Here is a 13,466-nt window from a genome sequence, read left to right on the forward strand (position 1 = left end):
ATTGTGATGTAAATCACATTATCCCTTATGTGAAATTTTCCTTTCCCCTCCCTACTCCTTCCTGAAACGGCTGTGCGTATCACGACAACCTGACCGCTGTGTCCGCAAGGGAAGCATTAATCCCGGTTTTTTTACCTCTTCAAATGATGTCGCGCTGCTCCGCATTCATGCCGCGCTTCGCGCGGGGATATCCACTGCCCGGAGCCAGTGTGCCGCGACCGGACGGACACGGGACGGGCGGTTTTTCCGCTCCTGTCCGGCGTCGTTGTTATTTTACTCCATCCACTCGCAGGTTTAAGGAACGCCCTTCAAGCCGCTTTCGCGGCATATCCTCACCGTCAAAAAGACTGACGGTTGCGGTATTCCACGGTCGGCGTTGACCCGTTACCGGTCGCGGCGTACAGGCTCCGGGCAGCAGGGAACGGACGTCGCGGCGACGTCCTCCTGGGTGCCCCCTGTAACCACGAGGTATCCCTATGTCCCGTTTTATCCTGGGTAACTGCGTCGATATTATGGCTGGCTTTCCTGACCGTGCCGTTGATTTCATCCTCACCGATCCCCCGTACCTGGTCGGTTTCCGTGACCGTTCCGGCCGCAGCATTGCCGGCGACAAAACTGACGAATGGCTGCAACCTGCCAGCAATGAGATGTACCGCGTACTCAAAAAAGATGCGCTGATGATCAGTTTCTACGGCTGGAACCGCGTCGATCGCTTTATGGCGGCGTGGAAAAATGCCGGGTTCAGTGTTGTTGGTCATCTGGTTTTCCCGAAAACCTACACATCGAAGGCGGCCTATGTGGGCTACCGCCACGAATGCGCTTACATCCTGGCGAAAGGCCGTCCGCCCCTGCCGCAAAACCCGCTGAATGACGTGATTGCGTGGAAATATTCAGGCAACCGGCACCACCCGACCGAAAAACCCGTTACCTGCCTCCAGCCGCTGATCGAGAGCTTCACACATTCGAACGCCATCGTTCTCGATCCGTTTGCCGGTTCCGGCTCCACCTGCGTGGCGGCCGCTCAGTCAGGGCGCCGTTACATCGGTATTGAGCTGATGGAGCAGTACCACCGGGCCGGGATTGCCCGCCTGTCAGCCGTACAGCGCGCCATGCAGCGCCCGGCCGCAAACGACGTCTTTTACCCGGAGGCCGCGTGATGAACTACAGCGGACACGAGCAGCTTCGCGCGGAGGTGGCGGAACTGGCCAGCAGCATGTGCGACCTGCGCGCCACCCTGAAAGTGCTGGAAGAGCGCTGGCACTGGCAGCACGACGGCCTGGCCGAACGCCTGGCCGGGCAGAGCCTGCGACGCATTAACACCCTTCTGAATGAGGCTTACAACGAAACACTGATGCTCGATGAGAGCTTTAAAGACTGAGCACGGGCGGCGGTGCCGCCCCACGGAATTAACGGAGAAAAATCATGATGTATGGCACCCGCAAGGAACTGAATAAAAAACTCAAACGTATGTTTGGCAACGACGAGCGCTTTGCCCTGCTGGTCTGGACAAAGCAGGACGTACAGGCACAGATGGAGAACATGACGGAACGTGAGGCCGACGCAATTTTGCAGGAGATTGGCCGCACCGGCACTGGCGAACATACCGAAGAGGGCGTTTCATACCGCACGGTACAGGCGCTGTATGCCGGATTACGGGTGGATGTCCCGACAGTCAGTGTTCCCGCCGACCTGCTGGCCCGCCTGACTGACGTCGCCGGGCTGGCGCTGGATGCAGGGGATGCTCAGGCATGGCCGCTTGTTCGCCGGCATTATCCGACCGTGGCTGACGCTCAGGCGGATATTGCGCGACTCAGGCAACAACTGGCGGCCTGATCCTGATTTACCGCCCTGTGAGTCCTTACGGGGCGGCACTTCCCTTACAGCATACAGAGAGAATAACCATGAATAACGATACCCTGAACGCCCTCATTCTGCGCCACGGTGACAGCCTTCTGCGCCGGTCCGGCTGGCCTGAAAGTGTCGGTGTGATACAGGTGGCCCCGCAGGAGGTTCCCGGCTGGCTGTCCGTCAGCGGCGTGCTCAGCGCGGATGAAATCCTGACGCTGACCAACCGCCTTTGTCAGACCCTCAGTGGCGGGCGGGCGCACCTGTTGATCGCCAGCGCGCAACGGCTGACAGGAACGCCTGCCCGCCTTCATCTGTACCCGGTGCAGGCTTACCCCCGCCCCGAGGCGTTGCCGGACTGTACGCGCATCAGTCTGCCTTACGCGCAGGAATGGCTGACAAAAGCCGAATGTGACGACCTGCTGGCCTTCCTGAAAGATTTTACTGACCGGGTATGCGAAATCGCCCGTCAGGACGCGAAACACCTGGCAGCGGCGATGGCTCCGTCAGCCGTGCCGCGGCTGATGGAGAAGCAGTTCGGAGACTGGCGGCTGCTGGCTGATGAGTATGACCATGAGAACTGGCTGGACAACGACGATGGTGAGTTACTGGATAAGGTGCTGGACGCGGTACTGGTCCGGGATGCGCGGTTCTGTCCGGTTCTGCTCACACTGGTGAATGAACGCCGGGAAGAAATTGAAGCTGCCGGGGTGATGACCGACATTCTGCGTTTCCCGGGGGAACCGGTACGCCGCTGGTTTGATCGCCGCGTGCTGAGGGATGTGGTAGACGAGGTCCGCAGCACTGACCCGGCAGGGGAGTAAAGGAGGGAAGGGGGAAACCCCTTCTTCTGAACCGCCGGTGACTCATAAGCCATAAGGATGTCGCCGGCTCCGCTTTTATGGCGGCACCGTCCCTGCGTGACGTTGCCTGGTGGTTTTCCACTCTGTCAGTCCGGTGCCGTGTGCGGGCTGTGCCGTGCATCCATCGTAGCCGGGCTGGCAGGAATGCAAGGGTTCGCTGCGCCGCTGCGGTCACCCGGTCCTTCCTTCCCGTCTGCCGGGATTTTCCGGTTGTTCGTCCGTTCAGGTTTCACGGACTCTCCCTGCAACTCCCGTCAGCCGTGTGCGTCAGGCTGCGGCTTCCCTTGCGCCCCTGCATTCCCGCCTGATCGCCCGTCTGTTATGGATGCACGGCACCGCCCGGTGTCGCAGACCATGTGATTACGGAGGTTTACCATGCAGCATGCAGCCCATCAGCACACCCTGAACGTCGAAGAATGCGATCGTCTTTCCTTCCTGCCGTATATGTTCGGCAATGACTTTATGCTGGCTGAATTACAGGTGTACGCGCTGGCGAAACAGTGGATGCCTGAATACAGCGGCGGTTTCTGGCATTTTATCCGTCTGCCGGAAGGTGGCGGTTACATGATGCCCGATTGTGGTCGGGTACATATGATCAACAGTGAAAACTGGTTTGATCGCACCGTCAGCGCTGACGCGGCGGGGATCATTCTGACCTCTCTCGCGATTAACCGCCGTTGCTGGACACATCACGACTGCGGCCATGCTGCGCTGACCCGCCTGTACATGCTGCGTGATACCCAGCTCTGGAATCACATTACCTTTCACCCTGAATGCAACGCCATTTATGCCGCGCTCGACTGATTAACCGACGGGGCGGCGATGCCGCCCCGCTGTAACTGTCATTCATTTAGAGGAACCCCCAATGTACGGAACTGTCAGTGATATCTGCTGTAATTTACTGAAAGTCTTTGAGAATAACGAAAAAATTGCCGTGATTATCTGGAATGAAGAAGATGTGCGGGAAGTGGGTGCGGCTTTTAATCCGACTGTTCCCGACACGCAGGCGGTTCTGCGCGCCATCGGGGACGCGGACAGCGATGCACTCTGGCGTGACGGTATTGGCCGGAACTTTGTTGAAGGAGAACTGCGACGGCTGGCCGCGCTGCGGCCACCCCGTCAGATTGCCATTCCTGAAGATGCGCTGCGCACACTTCTTCCCCTGATGGAAGCCGGAATGAATATCCCGCGTTATCAGACGCAGGACAGGATCGCCGAAGAAGAGGCCGCGCTGGATACGCTGCGATACCTGCTCTCCACTGATACCACGGCGCATAACCTGACCGGAGAAAACCAGCCATGAAGATCAGACCCGAAACTCGCGAAATTCTTCGCCAGTATAAAGCGCTGATTAATGCCCGCCGCCGTGATGCAGGCCAGCGGGAACTGACGACCGCGCAGGTGATGGATGAAATCTGCGAATATATGACCTGTCAGTGTGCCGTGTACATTGGCGGTCATTTCATCTTGCAGGGCGGGAAAGGGCAGTAAATATGAGGGCAGGCGGGGGAGGCCGCCTGTCAGCCCGCGCGTAAAACCCGTGCAGGCTTACGCCTGCGGGGAAGGACCAGAGCAGCGCTGCGCGCCGCTCCGTGTCCTTTCCCCCTCTGATTCATATGACGTACACTTACAGCAGGTTTCCATTCTGTCGGAGGATGTGATGTCCGGATTTAATCTCGCCGCAAAATCCAGAGAAGAACAGGATAAGATCGCGGTGGACCTGGTGGCATCAGGGGTGGCATATAAAGAACGTCTGGCCATGCCGGTTGTTGCTGAACTGGTGGCCAGGGAACAGCCTGAACATCTGAGAGAGTATTTTTGGGCGCGGCTGCACCATTATCGCCCGCTGAGTGCGCAGCTCCCGGATAAAAATTCCCCGGAATATGCAAAAAATGATGATGAGGTTAAAAAATAGCGCTGTTTCTGATGAGGATTACCTGTCTCCGTCCTGATGTCACTCATGCCGGTTGACAGGTTTGTCTGGCCAGTGTGTGGTGTTTTCTGCCTGCCGGTGATAATACGCTTCCTGTTCCTGTTCCTGTTCCTGTTCCTGTTCCTGTTCCTGCTTATGATTATGCTCCCTGTCTGGTTTCGCTGACGCCGGGCGACTTCCCTGTCGGGAACCGGGGCTGTCATGCTTCGCACCGAGCCAGCTGCGCTGTCTCTGCCCGGCCCCTCCGGGGCAGCGGGTTTCCATCCCTCTGTCGCAACGTCAACACCGGGCTTGCAGCGCCCGTTCCGGCCGCGCCGCCCCCTGACGCGCCGTGGCCTGCGCTTCCGGCACCCCGGCGGTGAAGCTGCCGGGCTGTAAGGTGCAACGCCGTTTCGCGTGCCGCGCTCCGTCGTTGCGGCGGGTCCCTGCTCATTGCCGTACCTGGCACCGTTCCCCCGTTTTAGTCCCTGTCGCCGGGGCTGAGACAAGCACAACCCGCCTGGCTGTCCAGGGGCGGCACAGCCTTTCGCGATAAATTTTTTCCGGCCATTCCGCAGGCTTCATTAGACCGTAAAAAATTGACCGCTCACCCCGGACATCTGCACCGGGCCGTGCTCGTTTACGCCCTTGCGGCGAAGGTTCTCAAACGGGTGAAGTTCATACCAGAGGGAATACAGCAGCAGGTTCCCGCGAAACATCAACACCGCGGCTCCCGAAACTCAACGGGTGATGTTCTTTAAAAATCAGGAGGAAAGACAATGCAGGCTCAGGCGATGCGGACGTATCAGATTGCGTTTACCGGACGTGATGCGAACGGCGTTTTACCCATGTTTACCCGTGTACAGGCCATGACCGGAAAAGGCGCGGTGAGGGCGTTTATTGAACGTTACAGACCCGTCAGCGGCTGGCTTTTAGGCGATCCCGAAGACATCACCGATAAGTTACAGAAGGAGGCTGAAGAAACAGACAGGCAACACGCAGAAATGAAAAAAGCAGGGTAAACCCTGCTTTATCCACGCCGTAAAAATCGCTCGAACGGTTCTTACGGCTCCATTAACTACCAGAAGGAGTTAACTATATGACCGTTTCTATTGTTTCACCTTCCGCAGAGGCTGTAAAGCCCCGCCGACATAAGCGCATCAGTCGCGCCGAGCTTTCCGTGTCAGAGATTGACCCGGCGTTAAAGGCGTTCGGGCGGCATATCGCCAGGAGTATCCGCAAGGGGCGCGGCGTTCACATTCCCGCGATGAAAAACGCCGCTATCGGGCAGGTGCTCCGCACCCTTGAACTGAAACGCGCATTTAACTGATGAGGTGAGCCGCCCCGCGAGGGGCGGCAACCAACGGAAGGAGAAAACCATGACACAGACCACCGCACAGGCATTCAGTGCCGGCCTGACCCCGCCGACATCCTGCGAAGATGACCACGCTCAGACGTACCGGGCGACGTACTCCCCGGATGACAACAAACTGCGCCTTTACGCCGCGCTGCGTCTCGATGAGGAAACCTGGAAAAAAATCCACGATGTGGGTTTTCGCTGGGCGCCGAAACAGAAACTGTTTGTCGCGCCAGCCTGGACGCCTGCCCGTGAGGATATGCTTCTGTCCCTTGCCGGAGACATTGAAGACGACGACAACACCCTGTTTGAGCGTCAGGAGCAACGCGCCGACCGTTTCAGCGTCTACAGCGACAAGCGCGCCGGAGAGTCAGAGCAGGAACTTGCGCATGTGGATGCGCTGGCATCGGTTATTCCGTCCGGTCAGCCGATCCTCGTGGGCCACCACAGCGAGCGACGCGCACGCCGGGATGCGCAGCGCATCGAGAACGGTATGAAACGCGCCGTAATGCTGTTTGAACGCGCGGAATACTGGGCGGAACGGGCGCAGGCATCCCTGCGTCATGCGAAGTATAAAGAGCGCCCTGATGTGCGTTATCGCCGTATTAAAAAGATTGAGGCGGATCTGCGCAAATCCGAAAAGGCCATTGCACAGTCGCAGAAATATCTGACGATGTGGCAGGCGGAGACGCTGGATCTGAAAATGGCGCAGCTTATCAGTCATTACGACCACATTCCTGCCTGTTTCACGCTCGATAAGTACCCGCGTCCGCCGGAGAAAAGCCAGTACGAAGGCCGGATGTCCCTGCATTCGGCACTTGATAACGGGATTATCACCTTTGAACAGGCCCGCGATATTGCGGTTCGCTGTCACAAGCGTTCGATCCGTCATCAGCAGCGCTGGGCTAATCATTACCTGAACCGCCTGGCGTATGAGCGGGCCATGCTGGACGAAAGCGGCGGCGTGGTCACCCGTACGCAGGAGTTTGAGCAGGGCGGGCAGGTTCAGAGCCGGGGTGAGTGGCTGACCATCATCCGCATCAATAAAAGCAACGGCGCGGTCAGTTCGGTTGTCACCCCGTCTTACAGCTTTATGGGCTACAAAGGGACAATGACGCTGACGCCTGACCGTATCACCGACTATAAAGCACCGACCGCCGAAGAGGCCATCGCTGCGAAACAGGCCGCAAAACGTCCGCCGATCGTCAACTATCCGGGTGAGGGTTTCCGGGAGATGACAAAGGCCGAATGGGCTAAAACCCCGGCAGATTATAAGGCCGTCCGGGGTGTGGCGGAAAATGATGAGCATGGCGCGTACCGGTTCCGCCGCATCATGACCGGCGGTTATACGCTTGATACGGTGTACATCACCGACATGAAAACCGTCGAAATTCCGAAAAAATAACTGTCAGCCTCCCCGGCATTGCGCCGGGGATACAGGGGCCATTTATCATGCATAGCGAACTCAGGGACCGCATTCAGGCGATGCGGGCCAGACTCGACGGGCGCACACCCGTTACCGAAATCCGGGCCAGCTCACAGCTTTTCGTCACCCCCGATCCGGTCTGTCATCAGCTGGTCGATCTGGCGAATATTACGGATTCAGACCGGATACTGGAGCCGGAGGCGGGGACGGGGGCTATTTTACGGGCCATCCGGGAGGCAGCACCACTGGCGCGGTGTGACGCCGTGGAGCTTAACGCGGCGTTAGCCGGACATCTGCGGGCGGCATTTCCGGGCGTGACTGTCTGGTGCCGGGATTTTCTGGACTGGCAGCCGGAAACCCGCTACAGCAAAATACTGATGAATCCGCCGTTCAGCCATGCGCAGGATATCCGGCATATACAGCACGCTTTAACGCTGCTCGACTCCGGCGGGACACTGGCGGCGATTTGCCTCGACGGGCCACGCCAGCAGAAGATACTCCGCCCCCTGTCGGACGTCTGGGAACCGCTGCCGCGTGGCACGTTCACGTATACCGCTGTTTCAACCGTTCTGCTCAGAATACAAAACTGACGGGACTGTAACCAGGCGGGGAGAATACCCCCGTCCTGATCCACCACAAAAGGCCGCGCGCCTGCGGCGCTGAAGGGGGCCGCAGGCGCGCCGCCTCCCTCCGTCCGCGTCTGTTCATGTTATCCGCCGTTTTTTGTCAGCGAACCGGTGTATTCCTGCCCTGACATATCTCTCTGTCCGTGAATATGGACAGGAATGTCATGCTGATGATGCTTATCACTGTCAGTCATATTTCCTCTCTGGCTTTGCTGACGCCGGGCGACTTCCCTGGCGGGAACCGGGGCTGTCATGCTTCGCACCGAGCCAGCTGCGCTGTCTCTGCCCGGCCCCTGCGGGGCAGCGGGTTTCCATCCCACTGTCGCAACGTCAACACCGGGCTTGCAGCGCCCGTTCCGGCCGCGCCGCCCCTGACGCGCCGTGGCCTGCGCTTCCGGCACCCCGGCGGTGAAACTGCCGGGCTGTAAGGCGCAACGCCGTTTCGCGTGCCGCGCTCCGTCGTTGCGGCGGGTCCCTGCTCATTGCCGCACCTGGCGCCGTTCCCCCGTTTAAGTCCCTGTCGCCGGGGGCTGATACAGCCACAACCTGCCGCATTAACTGTCCAGGGTGAAATGAACAGCCCACAAAAGTTTTTGCCCGCAGGCGGACAAAAACTTTTGCGTTCTGCCCCGGACAGATGCGCCATGCCGTGGCCGGTATGCCCCTTGCGGCGAAGGTTCTCAAACGGGTGAAGGTCATACCAGAGGGAACAAAACAGCAGGTTCCCGCAAACGTCAAAACCGCGGCTCCCGAAACTCAACGGGTGATGGTTTTAAAAGCAAAACAACGGATTAAGGAGATTCATCATGGCAGCACGAGGCGTTAACAAAGTCATTCTGGTCGGTCATCTGGGGCAGGACCCTGAAGTGCGTTACATGCCCAACGGGGGCGCGGTGGCAAATCTTACCCTGGCGACGTCTGAAACATGGCGTGACAAACAGGACGGGGAGATGCGCGAACACACCGAATGGCACCGTGTTGTCGTGTTTGGAAAACTCGCGGAAATCGCCAGTGAATACCTGCGCAAGGGTGCTCAGGTCTACATCGAGGGCCAGCTGCGTACCCGCAAATGGGCCGATCAGTCCGGTCAGGACAGATACACCACTGAAGTGGTGGTCAACGTGGGCGGCACCATGCAGATGCTGGGCGGTCGCCGTGAAAGTCAGCCTCAGAGTGGTCAGCAGTTCAGCGGACAGCCGCAACAGGCGGCGCAAACCCCACCTCCGGCAGCGTCCGGCGGGGCAAAAGGTCGGGGCAGGGGCGCAAAAGGCAAAAACGCCACTGCTGCCGCGCAGCAGCCGCCAGCGCAACCCGATCCGGCGTATGACTTCGACGATGACATTCCGTTCTGAATGACCTGACACAGTTGATTTTCATTAAAGCCCCGGATGACGGGGCTGATACAGGAGAAACACCATGACAGACAGTACCACACCACCCCTGAAGTCCCTGCCTGATGGCACGTTCACCCGCGAACAGGCCGAAGCGGTGGCCGCGCAGTATCAGAACGTCGCCATTGAAGACGATCAGGGGACGCACTTTCGCCTGGTGGTTCGTCAGAACGGGGAAATGGTCTGGCGTACATGGAATTTTGAACCGGGGGGCGAGTACTGGATCAACCGCTATATCCGGGATTATGGCATCCGTAACACGCAGTAAGCAGTAAGAGGTGCCCTGCCGGAGCGGTAACTCCGCAGGGCCGGACAATCATCAATATCAGAGAGGTATTAACTATGTCAGTCACCGAGTCTAATGCAAAAAAAGCCAAAAAATCCAGTCCCAAAGCGACTGCGCGTAAAGAGGGCGCACAATCAGATGTCCTGGTTACCGCACTGGATAACGCCCCAATCCGTTATACCGCCTGGTCCCGCCTTTTTATCGGGGAACTGAACTGCCGCATCATCCCGCACACGCAGGAAGAAATCAGGGGGTATGCCGACAGTATTCATGCGGTCGGGCAGATCCATAACCTTGTGGTGGTGGAATGTGACGATGGTCGGCTGGAAGTGGTATGTGGCGGCGGCCGGACAAAAGCGATCGGGCTGCTGGTCGGGGAAGGCAAGGTAGACCCTGAAAACGTCTGGATTTCTTATAAAGCGGTGCCGCGTGAACTGGCAAGGGCTGTCTCCCTCACTGAAAATGGCAGACACAAGAAAATGCACCCTGCCGAACAGGTCGCCGGATTCCGCTCACTGGCTGAAGAAGGGAAAACTCCGGCGCAAATCGGTGATTTGCTGGGCTACGGTGTGAAGCACGTCCAGCGCATGCTGAAGCTGGCAGGGCTGGCTCCGGTCATTCTTCAGGCGCTGGCTGAGGACAAAATTACCACAGAACACTGTCAGGCGCTGGCGCTGGAAGATAACACTGACCGTCAGGTGCAGGTCTATGAATCGGCCTGTCGTGAGAGCTGGAACAATAAACCGGAAGTGCGTGTGATCCGTAACCTGATCACCGAAAGTCAGGTTCCCACTCTCAACAACAGCAAATATGCATTTGTCGGGGAAAGCGCATTCTCCGTCGAAGAAATCCGCGCTGACCTGTTCAGCGATGAGCAGGGCGGTTTTGTGGACAGACTGGCGCTTGATACCGCACTGCTGGAAAAACTCCAGGTGGTGGCGGAGTGCCTGAAAGAGGCCGAGGGCTGGGCATGGGCCACCGGACGCATGGAGGCGGTCAGTTATCACGGCGAGGATGCGATGGTCTACCGCATTCAGGATGAACCTGAAGCGGTTTACACGGAGCAGGAACAGCAGCGCCTTGACGAATTACAGGATCTGTACGACGAAAACCAGACTGCCAGCGATGAAACCGACGTGATGGAAGCAGAGATGGCGGTCATCGGGTGCGCGGCGCAGGTCCGGGCGTGGACGCCGGAAATGCGCGCACAGTCTGGTGTGGTGGTGTCATGGCGTCAGGGGGACGTGTATGTCCAGCGCGGCGTGATGTTGCGTGAACCGTCAGAAACGGAAGAAGAACATGCTCAGGTTAAGACATATGAACGTCAGCCTGAACCTGTGGACGAAATCAGCGTTCCCCTGCTGACAAAAATGTGTGCGGAACGGACGCTGGCAGTCCAGGCGGCACTGATGCAGCAGCCGGAAAAATCCGTCGCACTGCTGGCATGGACACTCTGCCTGAACGTGTTCGGCAGCGGCGCGTATAACCGACCCGCGCAGATCTCTCTGGACTGTAAGCATTATTCCCTGACCAATACCGCCCCGTCCGGTAAAGAGGGCGTGGCTTTTCTGGCCCTGATGCAGGAAGGACAACGGCTGGAAGCACTGCTGCCGCAGGGCTGGAAACAGGACTTCACCACCTTTTTTACCCTCAGCACCACAGACCTTACCGCCCTGCTCAGTTTCTGCACGGCATGCAGTCTTGACGGTATGCAGACGCGCGGCACCGGAGGCACCACCCGCAGTCCGCTCGATACGCTGGAAACGGCCCTCGCTTTCCACCTGCGCGACTGGTGGCAGCCGACGAAGGCCGATTTCTTCACTGGCCTTAAAAAACCTCAAATCATCGCCGCGCTGAACGAGGCCGGGCTGACTGGTGCGGCGCGGGACGCGGAGAAGATGAAGAAAGGCGATGCGGCTGAACTGGCAGAAGACAAAATGCGGGACACCCGCTGGGTGCCCGTCTGGATGCGCGCCCCGGATGCAGAAAAAGCCCCGTCTGATGCAGAAAACAACGTATCTGATACCGAAAACGGCAGTGTTGATGCACCCGGTTCGGCTTTTGATGCAAACAGCCACCACACCCTGCCCGATGCAGCCTGATAACGGAGGCCGCCCCTTCGGGGGCGGCAGTAAGGAGATAATTATGCGTAACATTATTACCCCGGACGTACTGAAGACTATGATCCCCCAGGAATATGAAGACTGGCGGGACGGTGGTGAAGATTTACGCCGCGAACTGACTCATGCCGTGATGCGTGATCTGACGTGTCCCGCAGACTGGGACATGAACGGCGAGTACCGAAGCGAGTTTGGCGGTTTCTTCCCGGTACAGATCCGTTTCACGCCATCCCACGGCAATTTCAGCCTCGCGGTATGCAGTCCCGGTGATATCAGCCCGTCCTGGATGGTGGTCTTTATTCCGGTCAGCGGTCGCCCGTTCTCCATTATCAGCACGCTACCAGCCTGGTCGCCGGAGGCCATCACTCATACACTCAGTCTGGTCGCCAGCCTCGATGCTGATGGTTACAGTCAGGCGAGCATTCTTAGTATTCTGGCAATGGAGGGGGCGGCATGATCCACTCATCACACGCCCTTGTCACGCTGAAGCCAGCCCGTCAGGCGGCATTACAGGCCATCATGACGGTAGAAGAGTCCCGCAACCGTGGGGCTCGTCTGCCAGCTCTGCCACATGTGCGCACCTTTTTGCGCGTGCTGACAGGCAGCAGCCGGATTAACACAGCGGTGGCGCAGCGCATTCCCGGTCTGAACTGGGAGCCGAAGAACCGTATGACCAGCCTCAAACAGGTGGAAGAAGCACTCGATCGCCTGATTGCCAGCAAGGGGGAACATTGCCCGCTGCCGTTATCCACGGATGTACAGGCCGAACTGTTCCCGGAGGTGATGCACACGCGCACAGACCGCCGGATGCAGCGCGAGAAAATTGCTTTCACCCGTAAAATGCGCCGGGAGGAAAGGACTCTGGAGCATACCTGGCTGTTGCGACAGAACCTGCTGGGGCAGGCCATGACAGAGCTTAATTTTCAGTCACCGGAAACCGTCAGTACCTGGTACCGGCGCTGGGCTGACGAGTTTGACGCGCGGGAGCTGGAGCGTGGATTCTGGCAATGGCGGACGCGGTTTTCATCGCTGAAGTCGCTGGACTGGCTGCGTGACAGCGGAGAGCCGCTGTACGGCGTCATTCATGAAATCCGGTTTATCGTCAGGGATACCCGGGAACATGTGCGGCAGGCTGAACGCTGGCTGGTTCCGAACAAGCTGACGGACCGGAGCCGGGGATGAAGTGGCGCTATTCACTCAGATGGAAGTTACCGCGCACGCCGTGTCCGGGTCCGCATGAACTGGTATCTGAAGTCGTGGAGGCCGGTCAGCAGGCGCCCGAATCCGTGATGTCGCGATGGGTGGCTGGCGCAGGATATGCGGTATGCGTGGATTTTCTGGATGAGAGACAGGTCAGACGCTGGAGCGATGAACGGAAAGCCGCCGCCCGCAGGCGAAATCTGGAACGCCGTGTAAACCGTATTGCGCCGTTGTTTGCCGATGAACTCATCGAGCGCGAACTGGAGACCCGCCCGGATTATTTTCGCGGAAAATCAGCGCGATAATGCAGCATACCTGGTCAGTCGGTGTCGGGGTGCGGTATAATGGCGGTGGCGCTTGAGGCTTTCTGCCTCATGACGTGAAGGTGGTTTGTTGCCGTGTTGTGTGGCAGAAAGCAGAAAGCCCCGTAGTTAATTTTC

General features: G+C 58.4%; 20 protein-coding genes. 19 read left to right on the forward strand and 1 reads right to left on the reverse strand.

The features are described 5' to 3' along the window. Positions 1–476 precede the first annotated feature (476 nt). From HVZ37_RS22635 to HVZ37_RS22670, 8 genes are all read left to right on the forward strand, one after another. A complete protein-coding gene (locus HVZ37_RS22635; RefSeq protein WP_181628546.1) occupies positions 477–1,157 on the forward strand; it encodes a DNA methylase in 681 nt (226 codons plus the stop codon). After that, entirely contained in the window at positions 1,157–1,378 is a 222-nt protein-coding gene (locus HVZ37_RS22640) for a hypothetical protein (RefSeq protein WP_181628563.1), read from the forward strand. The genes HVZ37_RS22635 and HVZ37_RS22640 overlap by 1 nt, the downstream gene beginning before the upstream one ends. A 44-nt stretch (positions 1,379–1,422) precedes the next feature. After that, positions 1,423–1,833, forward strand: a complete 411-nt coding sequence (locus HVZ37_RS22645; RefSeq protein WP_181628547.1) for a DUF1380 family protein — start codon at positions 1,423–1,425, stop codon at positions 1,831–1,833. Positions 1,834–1,901: 68 nt separating this feature from the next. Continuing rightward, a complete protein-coding gene (locus HVZ37_RS22650) occupies positions 1,902–2,669 on the forward strand; it encodes a hypothetical protein (protein ID WP_181628548.1) in 768 nt (255 codons plus the stop codon). 414 nt (positions 2,670–3,083) lie between these two features. Beyond that, positions 3,084–3,512 (forward strand): antirestriction protein, encoded by a 429-nt coding sequence (locus HVZ37_RS22655; RefSeq protein WP_110820779.1) that lies wholly within the window; start codon positions 3,084–3,086, stop codon positions 3,510–3,512. Between the two features lie 61 nt (positions 3,513–3,573). Then, positions 3,574–4,011, forward strand: coding sequence for a DUF1380 family protein (locus HVZ37_RS22660; RefSeq protein ID WP_181628549.1), 438 nt, complete (start codon positions 3,574–3,576; stop codon positions 4,009–4,011). After that, positions 4,008–4,199: a hypothetical protein gene (locus tag HVZ37_RS22665; RefSeq protein ID WP_114647672.1), complete on the forward strand. Its 192-nt coding sequence runs from the start codon at positions 4,008–4,010 to the stop codon at positions 4,197–4,199. The genes HVZ37_RS22660 and HVZ37_RS22665 overlap by 4 nt, the downstream gene beginning before the upstream one ends. A gap of 169 nt (positions 4,200–4,368) precedes the next feature. Continuing rightward, positions 4,369–4,623, forward strand: coding sequence for a DNA polymerase III subunit theta (locus tag HVZ37_RS22670; RefSeq protein WP_114647799.1), 255 nt, complete (start codon positions 4,369–4,371; stop codon positions 4,621–4,623). A 39-nt stretch (positions 4,624–4,662) separates the two neighbouring features. Here the strand turns inward: HVZ37_RS22670 and HVZ37_RS22675 are convergent, their stop codons facing one another. Continuing rightward, positions 4,663–4,905 (reverse strand): hypothetical protein, encoded by a 243-nt coding sequence (locus HVZ37_RS22675; RefSeq protein WP_181628550.1) that lies wholly within the window; start codon positions 4,903–4,905, stop codon positions 4,663–4,665. A gap of 314 nt (positions 4,906–5,219) precedes the next feature. Here HVZ37_RS22675 and HVZ37_RS23295 point away from each other — a divergent pair, with 314 nt between their 5' ends. The 11 genes from HVZ37_RS23295 (at position 5,220) to HVZ37_RS22725 (ending at position 13,331) form a co-directional block, all read left to right on the forward strand. Then, on the forward strand, positions 5,220–5,381 hold the full coding sequence (locus HVZ37_RS23295) for a single-stranded DNA-binding protein (RefSeq protein WP_308446504.1): 162 nt from the start codon (positions 5,220–5,222) through the stop codon (positions 5,379–5,381). A gap of 18 nt (positions 5,382–5,399) precedes the next feature. Then, on the forward strand, positions 5,400–5,642 hold the full coding sequence (locus HVZ37_RS22680; protein ID WP_114647675.1) for a hypothetical protein: 243 nt from the start codon (positions 5,400–5,402) through the stop codon (positions 5,640–5,642). Between the two features lie 77 nt (positions 5,643–5,719). Continuing rightward, positions 5,720–5,950, forward strand: a complete 231-nt coding sequence (locus tag HVZ37_RS22685) for a hypothetical protein (RefSeq protein WP_048242099.1) — start codon at positions 5,720–5,722, stop codon at positions 5,948–5,950. Positions 5,951–5,999: 49 nt separating this feature from the next. Then, a complete protein-coding gene (locus HVZ37_RS22690; RefSeq protein WP_181628551.1) occupies positions 6,000–7,382 on the forward strand; it encodes a DUF3560 domain-containing protein in 1,383 nt (460 codons plus the stop codon). A 47-nt stretch (positions 7,383–7,429) separates the two neighbouring features. Then, complete coding sequence (locus HVZ37_RS22695) at positions 7,430–7,993, forward strand: rRNA adenine N-6-methyltransferase family protein (protein ID WP_181628552.1); 564 nt, start codon at positions 7,430–7,432, stop codon at positions 7,991–7,993. Between the two features lie 842 nt (positions 7,994–8,835). Further along, entirely contained in the window at positions 8,836–9,381 is a 546-nt protein-coding gene (locus tag HVZ37_RS22700) for a single-stranded DNA-binding protein SSB2 (RefSeq protein ID WP_181628553.1), read from the forward strand. Between the two features lie 64 nt (positions 9,382–9,445). Then, positions 9,446–9,688: a DUF905 domain-containing protein gene (locus HVZ37_RS22705; protein ID WP_181628554.1), complete on the forward strand. Its 243-nt coding sequence runs from the start codon at positions 9,446–9,448 to the stop codon at positions 9,686–9,688. Between the two features lie 74 nt (positions 9,689–9,762). Beyond that, entirely contained in the window at positions 9,763–11,808 is a 2,046-nt protein-coding gene (locus tag HVZ37_RS22710) for a ParB/RepB/Spo0J family partition protein (protein WP_181628555.1), read from the forward strand. 40 nt (positions 11,809–11,848) lie between these two features. Beyond that, positions 11,849–12,283 (forward strand): conjugation system SOS inhibitor PsiB, encoded by a 435-nt coding sequence (gene psiB, locus HVZ37_RS22715; RefSeq protein WP_181628564.1) that lies wholly within the window; start codon positions 11,849–11,851, stop codon positions 12,281–12,283. Continuing rightward, positions 12,280–13,008, forward strand: a complete 729-nt coding sequence (locus tag HVZ37_RS22720; protein WP_181628556.1) for a plasmid SOS inhibition protein A — start codon at positions 12,280–12,282, stop codon at positions 13,006–13,008. Before psiB ends, HVZ37_RS22720 begins: the two co-directional genes overlap by 4 nt. Beyond that, positions 13,005–13,331, forward strand: coding sequence for a theronine dehydrogenase (locus tag HVZ37_RS22725; protein WP_114647682.1), 327 nt, complete (start codon positions 13,005–13,007; stop codon positions 13,329–13,331). The genes HVZ37_RS22720 and HVZ37_RS22725 overlap by 4 nt, the downstream gene beginning before the upstream one ends. The last annotated feature ends 135 nt before the right edge of the window (positions 13,332–13,466 follow it).

The organism is Citrobacter sp. RHB35-C17 (genome assembly GCF_013816795.1).
Classification (GTDB): domain Bacteria; phylum Pseudomonadota; class Gammaproteobacteria; order Enterobacterales; family Enterobacteriaceae; genus Citrobacter_A; species Citrobacter_A amalonaticus.

What these genes read in the sequence shown, in the direction of transcription:
- HVZ37_RS22725 (WP_114647682.1), top strand. Translation starts at nt 13,005, where the DNA reads ATGAAGTGGCGCTATTCACTCAGATGGAAGTTACCGCGCACGCCGTGT.
- HVZ37_RS22695 (WP_181628552.1), top strand. Translation starts at nt 7,430, where the DNA reads ATGCATAGCGAACTCAGGGACCGCATTCAGGCGATGCGGGCCAGACTC.
- HVZ37_RS22670 (WP_114647799.1), top strand. Translation starts at nt 4,369, where the DNA reads ATGTCCGGATTTAATCTCGCCGCAAAATCCAGAGAAGAACAGGATAAG.
- HVZ37_RS22710 (WP_181628555.1), top strand. Translation starts at nt 9,763, where the DNA reads ATGTCAGTCACCGAGTCTAATGCAAAAAAAGCCAAAAAATCCAGTCCC.
- HVZ37_RS22685 (WP_048242099.1), top strand. Translation starts at nt 5,720, where the DNA reads ATGACCGTTTCTATTGTTTCACCTTCCGCAGAGGCTGTAAAGCCCCGC.
- HVZ37_RS22675 (WP_181628550.1), bottom strand. Translation starts at nt 4,905, where the DNA reads ATGGAAACCCGCTGCCCCGGAGGGGCCGGGCAGAGACAGCGCAGCTGG.
- HVZ37_RS22640 (WP_181628563.1), top strand. Translation starts at nt 1,157, where the DNA reads ATGAACTACAGCGGACACGAGCAGCTTCGCGCGGAGGTGGCGGAACTG.
- HVZ37_RS22655 (WP_110820779.1), top strand. Translation starts at nt 3,084, where the DNA reads ATGCAGCATGCAGCCCATCAGCACACCCTGAACGTCGAAGAATGCGAT.
- HVZ37_RS22705 (WP_181628554.1), top strand. Translation starts at nt 9,446, where the DNA reads ATGACAGACAGTACCACACCACCCCTGAAGTCCCTGCCTGATGGCACG.
- HVZ37_RS22665 (WP_114647672.1), top strand. Translation starts at nt 4,008, where the DNA reads ATGAAGATCAGACCCGAAACTCGCGAAATTCTTCGCCAGTATAAAGCG.
- HVZ37_RS22720 (WP_181628556.1), top strand. Translation starts at nt 12,280, where the DNA reads ATGATCCACTCATCACACGCCCTTGTCACGCTGAAGCCAGCCCGTCAG.
- HVZ37_RS22650 (WP_181628548.1), top strand. Translation starts at nt 1,902, where the DNA reads ATGAATAACGATACCCTGAACGCCCTCATTCTGCGCCACGGTGACAGC.
- HVZ37_RS22680 (WP_114647675.1), top strand. Translation starts at nt 5,400, where the DNA reads ATGCAGGCTCAGGCGATGCGGACGTATCAGATTGCGTTTACCGGACGT.
- HVZ37_RS22690 (WP_181628551.1), top strand. Translation starts at nt 6,000, where the DNA reads ATGACACAGACCACCGCACAGGCATTCAGTGCCGGCCTGACCCCGCCG.
- HVZ37_RS22700 (WP_181628553.1), top strand. Translation starts at nt 8,836, where the DNA reads ATGGCAGCACGAGGCGTTAACAAAGTCATTCTGGTCGGTCATCTGGGG.
- HVZ37_RS22645 (WP_181628547.1), top strand. Translation starts at nt 1,423, where the DNA reads ATGATGTATGGCACCCGCAAGGAACTGAATAAAAAACTCAAACGTATG.
- HVZ37_RS22635 (WP_181628546.1), top strand. Translation starts at nt 477, where the DNA reads ATGTCCCGTTTTATCCTGGGTAACTGCGTCGATATTATGGCTGGCTTT.
- HVZ37_RS22660 (WP_181628549.1), top strand. Translation starts at nt 3,574, where the DNA reads ATGTACGGAACTGTCAGTGATATCTGCTGTAATTTACTGAAAGTCTTT.